Genomic DNA, 13,591 nt, shown 5'->3' with positions numbered 1-13,591 from the left:
ACTAGGGGCGCAGCTTCAGCCGGACAAGGCCGAACTTCGACCATATTCGGATCAAAGATGCCACCTTGCAGCAGCGGCAGACGCAAAAAAGCCGCCCGGAGGCGGCCTTTCGTGAAGAGCCTCTTCGGCTCCTGTTTATTTTTTCTGGCGGTACTTGCGCAGCGCAGCGATCTGCGCGGCCATCACGGCCAGTTCCGACTGCGCCATCGCGATGTCGATGTCGCTCTTGGCGTTCTTGAGCGCTTCCTCGGCGGCCGCCTTGGCCTGGTTGGCCTTCTCGTCGTCGAGGTCCTTGCCGCGGATCGCGGTGTCGGACAGCACGGTGACGGCGTTGGGCTGCACTTCGAGAATGCCGCCGGCCACGAAGACGAACTCCTCGCCGCCGTCGGCCGTTTCGATGCGCACGGCGCCGGGGCGGATGCGCGTGATCAGCGGCGTGTGGCGCGGGTAGATGCCGAGCTCACCGGCTTCACCGGGCAGCGCGACGAACCTGGCTTCGCCCGAGAAGATCGACTCTTCCGCGCTGACCACGTCCACATGAATGGTGCCTGCCATGGTGATTCCTTGTTAAGCGACCTTCTTGGCCTTTTCGAACGCTTCGTCGATGCTGCCCACCATGTAGAACGCTTGTTCCGGCAGGTGGTCGGCTTCGCCGTTCACGATCATCTTGAAACCGCGGATGGTTTCGGCCAGCGGCACGTACTTGCCGGGCGAACCCGTGAACACTTCGGCCACGTGGAACGGCTGCGACAGGAAGCGCTGGATCTTGCGGGCGCGGGCCACGGCCAGCTTGTCTTCCGGTGCAAGTTCGTCCATGCCCAGAATCGCGATGATGTCGCGCAGTTCCTTGTAGCGCTGCAGCGTGCCTTGCACGGCGCGGGCCACGTTGTAGTGCTCTTCGCCGACCACGTTCGGGTCGAGCTGGCGCGAGGTCGAATCGAGCGGGTCCACGGCGGGGTAGATACCGAGCGAAGCGATGTCGCGCGACAGCACCACGGTGGAGTCCAGGTGGGCGAAGGTGGTGGCGGGCGACGGGTCGGTCAAGTCGTCGGCCGGCACGTACACGGCCTGGATCGAGGTGATCGAGCCGACCTTGGTCGACGTGATCCGCTCCTGCAGGCGGCCCATTTCCTCGGCCAGCGTCGGCTGGTAGCCCACGGCAGAAGGCATGCGGCCCAGCAGTGCCGACACTTCGGTACCGGCCAGCGTGTAGCGGTAGATGTTGTCCACGAAGAACAGCACGTCGCGGCCTTCGTCGCGGAACGACTCGGCGATGGTCAGGCCGGTCAGCGCCACGCGCAGGCGGTTGCCCGGGGGTTCGTTCATCTGGCCATAGACCATGGCGACCTTCGAGTCTTCGAGCTTCTCGAGGTTCACGACGCCGGAGTCGGCCATCTCGTGATAGAAGTCGTTGCCTTCGCGGGTACGTTCACCCACGCCAGCGAACACCGACAGGCCCGAGTGAGCCTTGGCGATGTTGTTGATGAGTTCCATCATGTTCACGGTCTTGCCCACGCCGGCACCGCCGAACAGGCCCACCTTGCCGCCCTTGGCGAACGGGCACACGAGGTCGATCACCTTGATGCCGGTTTCCAGCAGGTCCTGCGAGGGCGACAGTTCGTCGTACGCGGGTGCCTTGCGGTGGATCGATGCGGTGAGGTCCTGGCTCACGTCGCCGCGCTCGTCGATCGGACGGCCGAGCACGTCCATGATGCGGCCAAGCGTGGCCTTGCCGACGGGCACCGTGATGGGCGCGCCGGTGTTGGTGACGATGAGGCCGCGGCGCAGGCCGTCGGACGAACCGAGCGCAATGGTGCGCACCACGCCGTCGCCGAGCTGCTGCTGGACTTCGAGGGTCAGCCCGCCGCCTTCGAATTTCAAGGCGTCATAGACCTTGGGCATCTGGTCACGCGGGAACTCCACGTCGACCACGGCGCCGATACATTGGACAATTTTTCCTTCAGCCATGGCGTTTCCTTCTGGATCTCAATAATGTTGCGACAGGTTCTTGCAGAAGCGTCCTTGTGCCATCGCGGGCCGCTTTTGCAAGAATGCCGGACGGGCCGGCACCCTTGGTTTCTTCAGTTGCTTCCGATCAGCACTTCAGCGCCGCGGCCTGTGCGGCGAAGGCATCGCTGGCAGCCTTGCAGGCCTGGCCCAGCGCGGCCTTGTCGGTGCCCATCGAAGCCCACGCCGCCTTGGTCTGCTCCACGCTTGCCTTCATCGCATCGGCGGCAGCGCCGCTTTGCGCGGACACGCACGCCTGGGCCTTGGCCAGGTAGTCGTTGCACTCCTGGGGCAGGTCCGCGGCCGATGCCGTGGGAGCGGTGGCCGCGGGTGCGGCCGGCGCTGCCGGGGCGGCAGGCGCCGCGGGAGCGGGCGCCGGTGCGGCGGCAGGTGCCGGCGGTGCAGCAGGCGCCTCTTCCTTCTTGGAGCAGGCAGTCAGGGCGGCGGCCATGGCCACCAGAACGAGAAGTTTCTTCATTTGTGCAGAGTCCCCAGAAAAAGGCCTTCGGTTATCGGTTCGCAGTGCTGCGAAGCGCGAATGGCAATGTGGCCCGGTCCATTGCCGCAATCAAACACCGGCAGCCGCAGCGGCGCCGGACACGATTTCCGAAAGCTCCTTGGTGATGCCTGCCTGGCGGGTCTTGTTGTAGACCAGCTTGAGCTCGTTGATCACATTGCCGGCGTTGTCCGTCGCCGCCTTCATGGCGACCATTCGGGCGGAGTGCTCGGACGCCATGTTCTCGGCCACGGCCTGGTAGACCAGCGACTCCACATAGCGCACCAGCAGCTCGTCGATCACGCTCTGCGCATCGGGCTCGTAGATGTAGTCCCACGAATGCTGACCGGCCTCGACCTGCAGCGAGTCCGCGGCCAGCGGCAGCAGCTGCTCGACGAGCGGCTCCTGCTTGATCGTATTGATGAACTTCGTGTAGCACAGGTACACGGCCGAGAGCTTGCCTTCCGCATAGGCGTCGAGCAGCGTCTTGACCGGGCCGATGAGCTTGTCCAGATGCGGCGTGTCGCCCAGGTGGGTGACATGGGCCACGACGCGCGCACCGATGCGGTTCAGGAAGCCCAGGCCCTTGCTGCCGATGGCCACCGACTCGATCGCGATGCCCGCGCTCTGTGCTTCCCGCAGCTTGGCCGTCACGGCGCGCAGCAGGTTGGTGTTCAAGCCGCCGCACAGGCCCTTGTCGCTCGTGACGATGATGAAGCCGATGGCCTTGGCCTCGTTCTTCTTCATGAACGCGTGCGTGTACTCGGGATTCGCCTTGCCCAGGTTGGCCGCGATGTTGCGGATCTTTTCGCTGTAGGGGCGGGCGGCACGCATGCGCTCTTGCGCCTTGCGCATCTTGGAAACCGAGACCATTTCCATGGCCTTGGTGATCTTCTTGGTGTTTTCCACCGATTTGATCTTGCCGCGGATTTCCTTACCAGCTGCCATGAGTGCTCCTTGTCCGGCCGATCAGGCGAACGACTTCTTGAACGCCGTGATGGCGGCGGTCAGCTCGGCTTCGGCGTCCTTGTCGAGCGCCTTGGCCTTTTCGATCTTGTCGAGCAGCGCAGCATGGCTGGACTTCAGGAACTGGTGCAGGCCGTGTTCGAACGGCAGCACCTTCTTGATCTCGAGGTCGTCCATGAAGCCCTTGTTCACCGCGAACAGCGTGGCGCCCATCAGCGAGATCGGCAGCGGGCTGTACTGGGCCTGCTTCAGCAGTTCGGTCACGCGGGCACCGCGGTCGAGCTGCTTGCGGGTGGCTTCGTCGAGGTCGGAGGCGAACTGCGCGAACGCAGCCAGCTCGCGGTACTGGGCCAGGTCGGTACGGATACCGCCCGAGAGGCCCTTGATGACCTTGGTCTGCGCCGACGAACCCACGCGCGACACCGAGATACCGGCGTTGATGGCGGGGCGGATACCGGCGTTGAACAGGTTGGTTTCCAGGAAGATCTGGCCGTCGGTGATCGAGATCACGTTGGTCGGAACGAAGGCGGACACGTCGCCGGCCTGCGTTTCGATGATCGGCAGCGCGGTGAGCGAGCCGGTCTTGCCCTTGACTTCACCCTTGGTGAAGGCTTCGACGTAGTCGGCGTTCACGCGGGCTGCGCGCTCGAGCAGGCGGCTGTGGAGATAGAACACGTCGCCGGGGTAGGCTTCGCGGCCTGGCGGGCGGCGCAGCAGCAGCGAGACCTGGCGGTAGGCCACGGCTTGCTTGGAGAGGTCGTCATAGACGATGAGCGCGTCTTCGCCGCGGTCGCGGAAGTATTCGCCCATGGTGCAGCCCGAGTAGGCCGACACGTACTGCATGGCCGCCGATTCGGAGGCCGATGCGGCCACCACGATGGTGTAGTCCATCGCGCCGGCTTGTTCGAGTGCGCGCACCACGTTCTTGATCGACGAAGCCTTCTGGCCGATCGCAACGTAGACGCAGGTCATGTTCTGACCCTTCTGGTTGATGATCGCGTCGATCGCCACGGCCGTCTTGCCGGTCTGGCGGTCGCCGATGATCAGCTCGCGCTGGCCGCGGCCGATCGGCACCATCGAGTCGATCGACTTGAGGCCGGTCTGCATCGGCTGGTCGACCGACTTGCGGGCGATCACGCCCGGTGCAACCTTCTCGATCACGTCGGTCATCTTGGCGTTGATCGGACCCTTGCCGTCGATCGGCTGGCCGAGGGCGTTCACCACGCGGCCGATGAGCTCGGGGCCGACGGGCACTTCCAGGATGCGGCCCGTGCACTTGACGGTGTCGCCTTCGGAGATGTGCTCGTACTCGCCCAAAATCACGGCGCCGACCGAGTCGCGCTCGAGGTTCAGCGCGAGGCCGAACGACGGCGTGCCGTCGGCCGTGGGCGGGAACTCGAGCATTTCGCCCTGCATCGCGTCGGACAGGCCGTGCACGCGCACGATGCCGTCGGTCACCGAAACCACGGTGCCCTCGTTGCGGATGTTGGCGCTGACCCCAAGGCCCTCGATGCGGCTCTTGATCAGTTCGGAAATTTCTGCGGGATTGAGTTGCATGACTCTTTCCTTCTTTCTTTGAGGCTACAAGTAGAGGGCTGAAGACCGTCAGGCCGCCAGCGCAACTTTCATTTGTTCAAGGCGCGCTTTGACGGAGGTGTCGAGCACCTCGTCGCCGACCACCACACGAATGCCGCCGATCAGTTCCGGCTCCTGCTGGACCGTGACCTGCAGCTTGCGGCCGAAGCGCTTTTCGAGCGCTGCTGCCACATTGGCCAGGGCCGATGCGTCGATCGGGAAGGCGCTGTAGACCACGGCGTCGGACGAACCGCTCTTCGCGTTGGCCAGTGCCCGGAACTGCTTCGCAATTTCCGGCAGCACCGAAAAGCGCCCGTTGTCGAGGAGCGCACCCAGGAAATTCTGGGCATGGGCAGCCAGCGGCGCACCGAAGGCGCCGGCGACCACGCCGAGAACCTGCTCGGCCGTGGCCTTGGGGTTGTCGGCGAACTGCTGGAGCTCCGGATTGGCCGCGATGGCGGCCATCTTTTCGAGCCAGGCGCTGGTGCCGGCAACGTCGGACGACGAGGCCTTGAAGAGCGCCTCGGCGTAGGGGCGTGCAATGGTGGCGAGTTCTGCCATGGCTTCTATCAGAGTTCGGTCTGCAGGCGGGCGAGCAAATCGGCGTGAACGCCTGCATTCACTTCCTTGCGCAGGATCTGCTCTGCGCCCTTGACAGCCAGGGCCGCGACTTGTTCGCGCAGTGCTTCGCGCGCCTTCAGTGCCTGCTGGTCGGCTTCGACGCGTGCGGCTGCAACGATCTTGTTGCCTTCTTCGGTCGCGCGGGCCTTGGCCTCTTCAACGATGGCCTGGGCGCGACGTTCGGCGTCAGCAAGACGTTGTGCGGACTCGTTGCGTGCCTGGCCCAGTTCGGCTTCCACGCGCTTGTTGGCGGCGGAGAGTTCGGACTTGGCCTTGTCGGCGGCAGCGAGGCCTTCGGCGATCTTCGCAGCGCGGTCGTCCAGCGCCTTCGCGATCGGCGGCCACACGAACTTCATCGTGAACCCGACCAGGATCAGGAACACGATCATCTGAACGATCAGGGTACCGGTAATGCTCACTTTTCACCCTCTCTTTGGGATTGAATGCGAAGCCATTCCACAGAGGGGAACGACGACACGGGTCCTACGAGAAAGACTTACTTCGGCAGGTTGGCGATCTGAGCCAGGAACGGGTTGGCCGTTGCGAACCAGAGGGCGATACCGGTGCCGATAATGAAAGCGGCGTCGATCAGACCGGCCAGCAGGAACATCTTGGTTTGAAGTTCACCCATGAGTTCAGGCTGACGTGCGGCCGACTCGAGGTACTTGCTGCCCATGATGCCGATGCCGATACATGCGCCCACAGCGCCCAGACCGATGATCAGGCCGGCGGCCAGTGCAACAAAGCTAATAACTTCCATGATGACTCCTAGAGGACTTTGGTTGAAGAGAAAACAAAAAACAAAAACGAAAACGGATGATCAGTGGTGATCGTGGGCCTGGCCGATGTAGACCAGCGCCAGCATCATGAACACGAACGCCTGCAGCGTGATGATCAGGATGTGGAAGATGGCCCAGGCCGTGCCCGCGATGATGTGGCCGATGGCCAGGCCGATGCCGGTGGCCGACAGCGACCAGGCACCGCCCATCAGCGCGATCAGCAGGAAGATCAGTTCGCCGGCGTACATGTTGCCGAACAGCCGCATGCCGTGCGAGACGGTCTTGGCGACGAACTCGATCATCTGCATTGCGAAGTTGAACGGATACAGCGCCCAGTGGTTGCCGAACGGCGCCGTGAAGAGCTCGTGCACCCAGCCGCCCAGGCCCTTGATCTTGATGTTGTAGTAGAGGCAGACCAGCAGCACGGCAACCGACATGCCCATTGTCACCGAGAGGTCGGCCGTGGGCACGACGCGCAGGTAGGCGTGGTGCGGGTCTTCGCCGGCGATGTGGAAGATCTTGGCCCAGATCGCCGGGAACAAATCGACCGGGAACAGGTCCATTGCATTGAGCAGGAAGATCCAGACGAAGATCGTGAGCGCCAGCGGGGCAACGAACTTGCGGCTGGTGGCGTTGTGGACGATGCCCTTGGCCTGCTGGTCGACCATTTCCACCAGCAGCTCGACGGCTGCTTGAAAACGGCCGGGAACGCCCGAAGTAGCCTTGCGGGCAGCCAGCCAGAGCAGCCAGCAACCCAGGATGCCCAGTGTTATCGAGAAGAAGAGCGAGTCGAAATTGAAAACCGAAAAGTCCGCAACACCGCCCGGCTTGGAGCTTTGCAGGTGCGTCAAGTGGTGAATGATGTATTCACCCGCGGTCTGACCATGTTCCGCAGCGTTTTCAGCAGCCATTCAGTTACTCGTCTCTATGTTGCCGGCGCCGGGGCGAGAACATCACCGCCAACCAGGCCGCCTTCATTGTCACCACCAAACCGATCAGCATTGCTGGCCAGCTCAGCGCCGTTATCAGCCTTGGCGCTGCGAACAACATCGCAATCGACAAGGCCATCTTGACCATTTCCCACAGGAAGAACCCAACCACCGCAGTGCCCGGATTCAGGGAAGAAAACCGGCCGGTCAGCCCCCGCGCGAACACCGCAGCAGGAATGACCACCGCAATCGCGCCGTAGCCGGCGGACCACCCCAGATTTTGCCTCCCCGTCAGTCCCCAGGCGGCCAAAGCCACCAGCAGACCGACAACCAACTGCCCCGCGATGACCCACCAGGGGGAGATCGAAGGATGCCTTGCTCGCAGTTCACGCGCCTCATCGGCGGTCAACGGCTTGTATTCTGCGTCGAGGTCTTCCGCGACTTCCTCATCTTTTCGGGCGATTGTTTTCATTTCGAATGAAGCCCGGATGACGACCCAGAATTTCTACAAAGCCATTGATTATAAGTAAAAACCCAGCCCGTCCGACCACCCGAGCTGTCGCGTTTGCAAATCGAGGCTTCGTTGGCTGACGAGAGCCCGACCTGCCGCGCACAACCATAATTCCAGCATGCACCCTCTTACCGCCGCACTCCCCTCCACGCTCTGCTATCTCGACGGCGAGTACACCGCGCTCAAGGACGCACGCATCAGCGTTCTCGACCGCGGCTTCATCTTCGGCGACGGCGTCTACGAAGTCGTCCCCGTCTACGGTGGCCAGCCCTTCTGCTTCGAGGAGCACATGGCGCGCCTCGATCGCTCGCTGGCCGAACTGCAGATTGCCAATCCGCTCACGCTCGCCCAGTGGCGCGGCATCGTGATGCGGCTCGTCGAGGCGGGCGGCGATGCGCCCCAGGCCGTGTACTTTCAAATCACCCGCGGTGTCGCGCCGCGCGATCATGCCATGACCCAGGGCGTGCGCCCGACGGTGTTCGTGATGGTGAATCCGCTGCCGCCGGTGGCCGATGCCGTGCGCGCCAAGGGCGTGGCCTGCGTGAGTGCGGCCGACTTCCGCTGGCAGAAGGCGCACATCAAGAGCACCAGCCTGCTGGGCGCGGTGCTGGCGCGGCAGATCAGCGTCGAGGCCGGCGCGGCCGAGACCATCATGTTCCGTGACGAATGGCTCAGCGAGGCCTCGTCGAGCAACGTGTGGATCGTGAAGGACGGCCGCCTCGTGGGGCCGCCCAAGGACCACCTGGTGCTGACCGGCATCCGCTACGGCCTGCTCGAACGCCTGTGCGCCGAGTGCGGCATCCCGTTTGCGCTGCGCCGCATCTCGCGCGATGAGGTTTTCGGCGCCGACGAGCTGCTGCTTTCGTCGGCCAGCAAGGAAGTGCTGCCGGTCGTGACGCTCGATGGCCAGGCGATTGGAAATGGCCGCCCCGGCCCCATCTATCAAGCCTTGTACGCGGCTTACCAAGAGGCCAAGCAGCGCAATGCCCAGCAGCCACACAAGCAAGGAGCGACCACCGCATGAGCAGCAGCACCACCAACGACATCACCGACACCGGCGCTCCGATTCCCGATCCGCGCAAGGAATCGCTGATCGAGTACCCCTCGCAGTTTCCGATCAAGGTCATGGGCATCAAGGCCGATGGCTTCGTGCATGCCATCACGCAGATCGCCGAGCGCTTCGATCCGGCCTTCGACGCCACCACGGTCGAGCTGCGCGACAGCAAGGCGGGCAACTACCTGGGCGTGACGATCACCGTCACCGCCACCAGCCGCGAGCAGCTCGACGATCTGTACCGCGCGCTCTCGGGCCATCCGCTGGTCAAGGTCGTTCTCTGAAGAAAGCGCCGGGCACGCGATGAGCACGGGCATCGAAGCCACATGGCTGGGCGCCGCCGACTACGCCGCGACCTACGGCGCAATGAAGCAGTTCACGCTCGAACGCCTGCCCGAGACGCCCGATGCGCTGTGGATCTGCGAGCACGCCCCGGTCTTCACGCAGGGCATCGCGGGCAAGCAGGACCACATCCTGAACCCTGGCGCGATCCCGGTCGTGCAGACCGACCGCGGCGGCCAGGTCACCTTCCACGGCCCGGGCCAAGTGGTGGCCTATCCGCTGATCGATCTCCGGCGCGCGGGCTACTTCGTGAAGGAATACGTCTACCGCATCGAGGAATCGGTGCTGCGCACGCTGGCCCACTTCGGCGTGACGGGCCACCGCGTGGCGGGCGCGCCGGGCATCTACGTACGGCTCGACGACCCTTTTTCGCATGCCGCGCTGACCGGCCCGCTACCCGCTGGCGACCCGTTCCGCGGCCTCGGCAAGATCGCCGCGCTCGGCATCAAGGTGAGCCGCCACGCCACCTACCACGGCGTGGCGCTCAACGTCGCGATGGACCTCGAACCCTTCTCTCGCATCAACCCTTGCGGCTATGCGGGGCTGCAAACGGTCGATCTTTCTACAATCGGGGTCCAAACCACATGGGAAGAAGCTGCCCGGGTCCTGAGCCAGAAGCTCAGCACCTACCTGGCGCCTTGACACTCCAATGAGCACCACAGAAGTCGTCCGCGACGCACAAAGCGCCGAAACCTACAACCCGCTGGCCAAGCAGAAGGCCGCGGCCAAGCTCTCGCGCATCCCCGTCAAGGTGGTGCAGCAGGGCGAGGTGCTCAAGAAGCCCGACTGGATCCGCGTGAAGGCCGGCAGCCCCACCACGCGCTTCTACGAGATCAAGCAGATCCTTCGCGAAAGCAACCTGCACACCGTCTGCGAAGAAGCCTCGTGCCCGAACATCGGCGAATGCTTCGGCAATGGCACGGCGACCTTCATGATCATGGGCGACAAGTGCACGCGCCGCTGCCCGTTCTGCGACGTGGGCCACGGCCGCCCGGACCCGCTCGACAAGGACGAGCCGCTCAACCTCGCCAAGACCATCGCCAAGCTGCGCCTGAAGTACGTGGTGATCACCAGCGTCGACCGCGACGACCTGCGCGACGGCGGCAGCCAGCATTTCGTCGACTGCATCACCAACATCCGCGAACTCTCGCCGATGACGCAGATCGAGATCCTCGTGCCCGACTTCCGCGGCCGCGACGACCGCGCCCTCGAGATCCTCAAGGCCGCGCCGCCGGACGTGATGAACCACAACCTGGAGACCGCGCCGCGCCTCTACAAGGAAGCGCGCCCCGGCAGCGACTACCAGTTCAGCCTCAACCTGCTGAAGAAGTTCAAGGCGCTGCACCCGCAGGTTCCGACCAAGAGCGGCATCATGGTGGGCCTGGGCGAAACCGACGAAGAGATCCTGCAGGTGATGCGCGACATGCGCGCGCACGACATCGACATGCTGACCATCGGCCAGTACCTGTCGCCGTCGGGCTCGCACCTGCCGGTGCGCCGCTACGTGCACCCCGACACTTTCAAGATGTTCGAGGAAGAGGCCTACAAGATGGGCTTCAGCCACGCGGCCGTGGGCGCGATGGTGCGTTCGAGCTACCACGCGGACCAGCAGGCGCACGCCGCGGGCGTCTGACAAACAAGCGGTCGGCGCGCGTCAGCGCCCGCCCGCCACCCGGGGCGAGGCGTCCCGCGCGGACGAGGCCTGCCGGCCGCCGAACACCGCGAAGCTGAGCGCCGCGGTCAACCAGGCGCCGAGCCCGCCATACAGCATGACCCATCCAAAGCCGTGGGTCACGGCGGCCTGCAGCACCGCACCGGAAACATCCGGCAGGGCCAGCGCCTGCTGCGCGCCCGCCACGTCCCCGCCCGCCAGCTGCTCGGCCAATGCGCGCAGCCGCGCAGCATCGAGCGCCGCCCCCAGCGAGCCCCGCAGCGCGGCCAGGATGCCCGCCACCAGCACCAGGCCCATTACCGCGATGTTGATGGCCAGGGAAATGAGGCGCGCGCTGACGTCCATGCCCGAGGCCATGCCGGCGCGGTGCGCAGGCACCGAGGCAGTGGTCATGTTGGTTGCGGGCGTGGTGGTCAGGCCCAGGCCGATGCCGGCGATCAGCGCACCGGGCAGCACCGTCCAGCCGCCCAGGTGCGCGAGGCCGCTGCCCCACTTCATCGCCATGAAGCCCAGGCCGATCAGGAACAGGCCGGCGGGAATCACGAAGCGCGCCTGGTAGCGCAGCAGCAGCCATTGCGCGATCGGCGGCATCACGAGGAAGGGCACCGTGTAGACCAGCAGCGCCAGGCCGGCGGTGGTTGTGCCGTAGCCCAGGCCGGCGGAGAAATACAGCGGCAGGTAGATCATGAACGGCCAGTAGCTGCAGTTCATGCCGATGCAGCCGACGATGGCGCCCGAGAAATCGCGGATGCGGAACACCGAGAAGTCGAACATCGGGTGCGGATGGAAGCGCTCGACCGCGACGAAGGCCGCAAGGCCCGCCGCGGTGGCGGCCATCAGGCCCAGCGCGGCCGGGCTGGTCCAGCCCAGGCTGTCGCCCTGCGTGATCAGCCACGTGAGCCCAAGCACCGCGATGGTCAGCGTGACGATGCCCGCCAGGTCCAGCTTCTGCTGGCGGGCCAGCGGATCGCGGGACTCCGCCACGCCGGCCATGATCAGCGCCAGCCCCAGCAGCGACAGCGGCGCATGCACCAGGAAGACCCAGTGCCAGCTGGCCAGCGCAATGATCGCGCCGCCCACCACCGGCCCGAAACCCAGGCCGATGCCGGCCACCACGCCCCAGATCGCAAAGGCGCGGCCGCGCGCCCGGCCGTCCGGAAACTGGTGCGACAGGATCGCGATCGAGCAGATGAACATTGCGCCGCCCGCCATGCCCTGCAGGAAGCGCGCGGCAATCAGCACCGGCGTGCCGGGCGCCAGGCCGCACAGCAGCGAGGCCAGGCCGAAGGCCAGCACCGTGAGCGCGAACATGCGGCGCCGTCCGTAGCGGTCGGCCAGGGTGCCGGTGGCCATCAGCACCGTGGTGCAGGCGATGGTGTAGGCGTTCATGATCCATTGCAGGTCCTGGAAGTCGGCATGCAGCCGCGCCTCCAGCACCGGCAGGATGATCGGCACGCTCGAAATCTCCAGGCCGAACATCAGCGCCGCCAGGCAGATGGCGGCCAGCGCGAGGGTGGGATGGCGGGGAACGGAAGAGGACATCGGAGCGTAAAGAGGAGAAGGAAGGTGGTCCGAGGCATTCTCAAGACCCCTATTTCATTAGGCAAATGATTAAATTTCTCTCCATTCAAGACGCAATTTCATTAATCTGAGCAGCCATGAGCTTCGACACCGGCCTCCTGCAGGCCTTCATCGCCGTCCACCGCGCCAACGGCTTCACCCGCGCCGCCGAGCAGCTGCACCTGACGCAATCGGCGGTCAGCCACCAGATCCGCCGGCTCGAAGAACTGGTCGGGCGCCCGCTGTTCCACCGCACCACGCGGCGCCTGAACCTGACCGCCGACGGCGAGGATTTCCTGCGCCATGCCGAGCGCATCCTGCAGGCGCAGGACGCGCTGGCGCGGCACTTCCGCTGCTCGCCGATCGAAGGCACGGTGCGCTTCGGCGTGCCCGAGAGCTTCATGAGCGAGGGCCTGCCGCAGCTGCTGCAACAGTTCGCGCGCAGCTGTCCCAACGTGCGGCTGGAAGTGAGCGTGGGCCTGACGCTCGACCTGGCCACGATGGTGCGCGAGCGCGAGCTCGACCTGGCGGTGGTGGTGTCGGTCTCGGGCACGGTCGAGGGCACGCTGCTGCGGCGCCTGCCGATGGTGTGGGCCGCCGCCGAGGGCTTCGAGCGCGCGGACGGCGCCTCGCTGCCGCTGGCCTACTCGCCGCCGCCCTGCGTGTGCCGCCAGGTCAGCATCGATGCGCTGAACCAGGCCGGCATTCCCTGGCACGGCGCATTCAGCTCGCACAGCCTGCAGGACCTGCGCACGGCCGCGCTGAGCGGCCTCGCGGTCGCCACCTTCACCCGCGACAACCTGCGCCCCGGCATGGCGGCGCTGGACGAGCGCCATGGCCTGCCCGCGCTGCCGATGCTGGACTTCACGCTGGCCTACGGCGAAGGCGATGCCGGGGAGCGCAGCCCGGCCGTGGCCGAACTCGGCCGCCTGATCGAACAGGCCGAGTGGGCGCGCCGGGACAAGCCAGCGCAGCGGTCGCGCCGCACCCTGCGTACGGCGTAGGCCCCGCCATGGCACCGCTGCATGCGCGCTCGTCGCGTGCGGCTCACCGCCGGGCCGGGGTCTTCGCTATCCTGC

Annotated in this window: 16 protein-coding genes; 5 read left to right on the top strand and 11 right to left on the bottom strand. The window is 65.3% G+C overall.

Going from position 1 to position 13,591, the window contains the following annotated elements:
• Positions 1 to 135 precede the first annotated feature (135 nt).
• The 10 genes from L1081_RS22540 to L1081_RS22495 form a co-directional block, all read right to left on the bottom strand.
• Entirely contained in the window at positions 136 to 555 is a 420-nt protein-coding gene (locus L1081_RS22540; protein ID WP_124958921.1) for a F0F1 ATP synthase subunit epsilon, read from the bottom strand.
• 12 nt (positions 556 to 567) lie between these two features.
• On the bottom strand, positions 568 to 1,968 hold the full coding sequence (gene atpD, locus L1081_RS22535) for a F0F1 ATP synthase subunit beta (RefSeq protein WP_124958922.1): 1,401 nt from the start codon (positions 1,966 to 1,968) through the stop codon (positions 568 to 570).
• Between the two features lie 127 nt (positions 1,969 to 2,095).
• On the bottom strand, positions 2,096 to 2,485 hold the full coding sequence (locus tag L1081_RS22530; protein WP_489414148.1) for a hypothetical protein: 390 nt from the start codon (positions 2,483 to 2,485) through the stop codon (positions 2,096 to 2,098).
• A 90-nt stretch (positions 2,486 to 2,575) separates the two neighbouring features.
• Positions 2,576 to 3,451 (bottom strand): F0F1 ATP synthase subunit gamma, encoded by an 876-nt coding sequence (gene atpG, locus L1081_RS22525; RefSeq protein WP_145739645.1) that lies wholly within the window; start codon positions 3,449 to 3,451, stop codon positions 2,576 to 2,578.
• A 21-nt stretch (positions 3,452 to 3,472) separates the two neighbouring features.
• A complete protein-coding gene (gene atpA, locus L1081_RS22520) occupies positions 3,473 to 5,026 on the bottom strand; it encodes a F0F1 ATP synthase subunit alpha (protein WP_489414147.1) in 1,554 nt (517 codons plus the stop codon).
• Between the two features lie 48 nt (positions 5,027 to 5,074).
• A complete protein-coding gene (locus L1081_RS22515) occupies positions 5,075 to 5,605 on the bottom strand; it encodes a F0F1 ATP synthase subunit delta (protein ID WP_319427964.1) in 531 nt (176 codons plus the stop codon).
• An 8-nt stretch (positions 5,606 to 5,613) separates the two neighbouring features.
• Positions 5,614 to 6,084 (bottom strand): F0F1 ATP synthase subunit B, encoded by a 471-nt coding sequence (locus L1081_RS22510; RefSeq protein ID WP_007830193.1) that lies wholly within the window; start codon positions 6,082 to 6,084, stop codon positions 5,614 to 5,616.
• Between the two features lie 77 nt (positions 6,085 to 6,161).
• Entirely contained in the window at positions 6,162 to 6,425 is a 264-nt protein-coding gene (atpE, locus tag L1081_RS22505; protein ID WP_007830191.1) for a F0F1 ATP synthase subunit C, read from the bottom strand.
• Between the two features lie 60 nt (positions 6,426 to 6,485).
• On the bottom strand, positions 6,486 to 7,355 hold the full coding sequence (atpB, locus tag L1081_RS22500; protein WP_489414146.1) for a F0F1 ATP synthase subunit A: 870 nt from the start codon (positions 7,353 to 7,355) through the stop codon (positions 6,486 to 6,488).
• A gap of 4 nt (positions 7,356 to 7,359) precedes the next feature.
• Positions 7,360 to 7,845 carry an ATP synthase subunit I gene (locus tag L1081_RS22495; protein WP_489414145.1) on the bottom strand — a complete coding sequence of 162 codons (486 nt, stop codon included), beginning with the start codon at positions 7,843 to 7,845 and terminating at the stop codon, positions 7,360 to 7,362.
• Between the two features lie 157 nt (positions 7,846 to 8,002).
• Here L1081_RS22495 and L1081_RS22490 point away from each other — a divergent pair, with 157 nt between their 5' ends.
• The 4 genes from L1081_RS22490 to lipA are packed head-to-tail and all read left to right on the top strand — an operon-like array spanning position 8,003 to position 10,913.
• Positions 8,003 to 8,908: an aminotransferase class IV gene (locus L1081_RS22490; RefSeq protein ID WP_489414144.1), complete on the top strand. Its 906-nt coding sequence runs from the start codon at positions 8,003 to 8,005 to the stop codon at positions 8,906 to 8,908.
• On the top strand, positions 8,905 to 9,222 hold the full coding sequence (locus L1081_RS22485) for a YbeD family protein (RefSeq protein WP_319439786.1): 318 nt from the start codon (positions 8,905 to 8,907) through the stop codon (positions 9,220 to 9,222). Before L1081_RS22490 ends, L1081_RS22485 begins: the two co-directional genes overlap by 4 nt.
• 19 nt (positions 9,223 to 9,241) lie before the next feature.
• On the top strand, positions 9,242 to 9,922 hold the full coding sequence (gene lipB / locus L1081_RS22480) for a lipoyl(octanoyl) transferase LipB (protein ID WP_489414143.1): 681 nt from the start codon (positions 9,242 to 9,244) through the stop codon (positions 9,920 to 9,922).
• A 7-nt stretch (positions 9,923 to 9,929) separates the two neighbouring features.
• A complete protein-coding gene (gene lipA / locus L1081_RS22475) occupies positions 9,930 to 10,913 on the top strand; it encodes a lipoyl synthase (RefSeq protein ID WP_145739634.1) in 984 nt (327 codons plus the stop codon).
• Positions 10,914 to 10,934: 21 nt separating this feature from the next.
• Here the strand turns inward: lipA and L1081_RS22470 are convergent, their stop codons facing one another.
• Positions 10,935 to 12,494: an MFS transporter gene (locus L1081_RS22470; RefSeq protein ID WP_489414142.1), complete on the bottom strand. Its 1,560-nt coding sequence runs from the start codon at positions 12,492 to 12,494 to the stop codon at positions 10,935 to 10,937.
• A gap of 116 nt (positions 12,495 to 12,610) precedes the next feature.
• Here L1081_RS22470 and L1081_RS22465 point away from each other — a divergent pair, with 116 nt between their 5' ends.
• Positions 12,611 to 13,516, top strand: coding sequence for a LysR family transcriptional regulator (locus tag L1081_RS22465; RefSeq protein ID WP_489414141.1), 906 nt, complete (start codon positions 12,611 to 12,613; stop codon positions 13,514 to 13,516).
• The last annotated feature ends 75 nt before the right edge of the window (positions 13,517 to 13,591 follow it).

The sequence above is a fragment of the Variovorax sp. MSC1_012 genome, from assembly GCF_023667525.1.
Taxonomy (GTDB): Bacteria; Pseudomonadota; Gammaproteobacteria; order Burkholderiales; family Burkholderiaceae_C; genus Variovorax; species Variovorax beijingensis_B.
This window is presented reverse-complemented; position numbering and strand designations above follow the sequence as displayed.

Excerpts from the sequence above, each read along its gene's own strand:
- L1081_RS22540 (WP_124958921.1), bottom strand. The coding sequence starts at position 555 with ATGGCAGGCACCATTCATGTGGACGTGGTCAGCGCGGAAGAGTCGATC.
- atpD (WP_124958922.1), bottom strand. The coding sequence starts at position 1,968 with ATGGCTGAAGGAAAAATTGTCCAATGTATCGGCGCCGTGGTCGACGTG.
- L1081_RS22530 (WP_489414148.1), bottom strand. The coding sequence starts at position 2,485 with ATGAAGAAACTTCTCGTTCTGGTGGCCATGGCCGCCGCCCTGACTGCC.
- atpG (WP_145739645.1), bottom strand. The coding sequence starts at position 3,451 with ATGGCAGCTGGTAAGGAAATCCGCGGCAAGATCAAATCGGTGGAAAAC.
- atpA (WP_489414147.1), bottom strand. The coding sequence starts at position 5,026 with ATGCAACTCAATCCCGCAGAAATTTCCGAACTGATCAAGAGCCGCATC.
- L1081_RS22515 (WP_319427964.1), bottom strand. The coding sequence starts at position 5,605 with ATGGCAGAACTCGCCACCATTGCACGCCCCTACGCCGAGGCGCTCTTC.
- atpE (WP_007830191.1), bottom strand. The coding sequence starts at position 6,425 with ATGGAAGTTATTAGCTTTGTTGCACTGGCCGCCGGCCTGATCATCGGT.
- atpB (WP_489414146.1), bottom strand. The coding sequence starts at position 7,355 with ATGGCTGCTGAAAACGCTGCGGAACATGGTCAGACCGCGGGTGAATAC.
- L1081_RS22495 (WP_489414145.1), bottom strand. The coding sequence starts at position 7,845 with ATGAAAACAATCGCCCGAAAAGATGAGGAAGTCGCGGAAGACCTCGAC.
- L1081_RS22490 (WP_489414144.1), top strand. The coding sequence starts at position 8,003 with ATGCACCCTCTTACCGCCGCACTCCCCTCCACGCTCTGCTATCTCGAC.
- L1081_RS22485 (WP_319439786.1), top strand. The coding sequence starts at position 8,905 with ATGAGCAGCAGCACCACCAACGACATCACCGACACCGGCGCTCCGATT.
- lipB (WP_489414143.1), top strand. The coding sequence starts at position 9,242 with ATGAGCACGGGCATCGAAGCCACATGGCTGGGCGCCGCCGACTACGCC.
- lipA (WP_145739634.1), top strand. The coding sequence starts at position 9,930 with ATGAGCACCACAGAAGTCGTCCGCGACGCACAAAGCGCCGAAACCTAC.
- L1081_RS22470 (WP_489414142.1), bottom strand. The coding sequence starts at position 12,494 with ATGTCCTCTTCCGTTCCCCGCCATCCCACCCTCGCGCTGGCCGCCATC.
- L1081_RS22465 (WP_489414141.1), top strand. The coding sequence starts at position 12,611 with ATGAGCTTCGACACCGGCCTCCTGCAGGCCTTCATCGCCGTCCACCGC.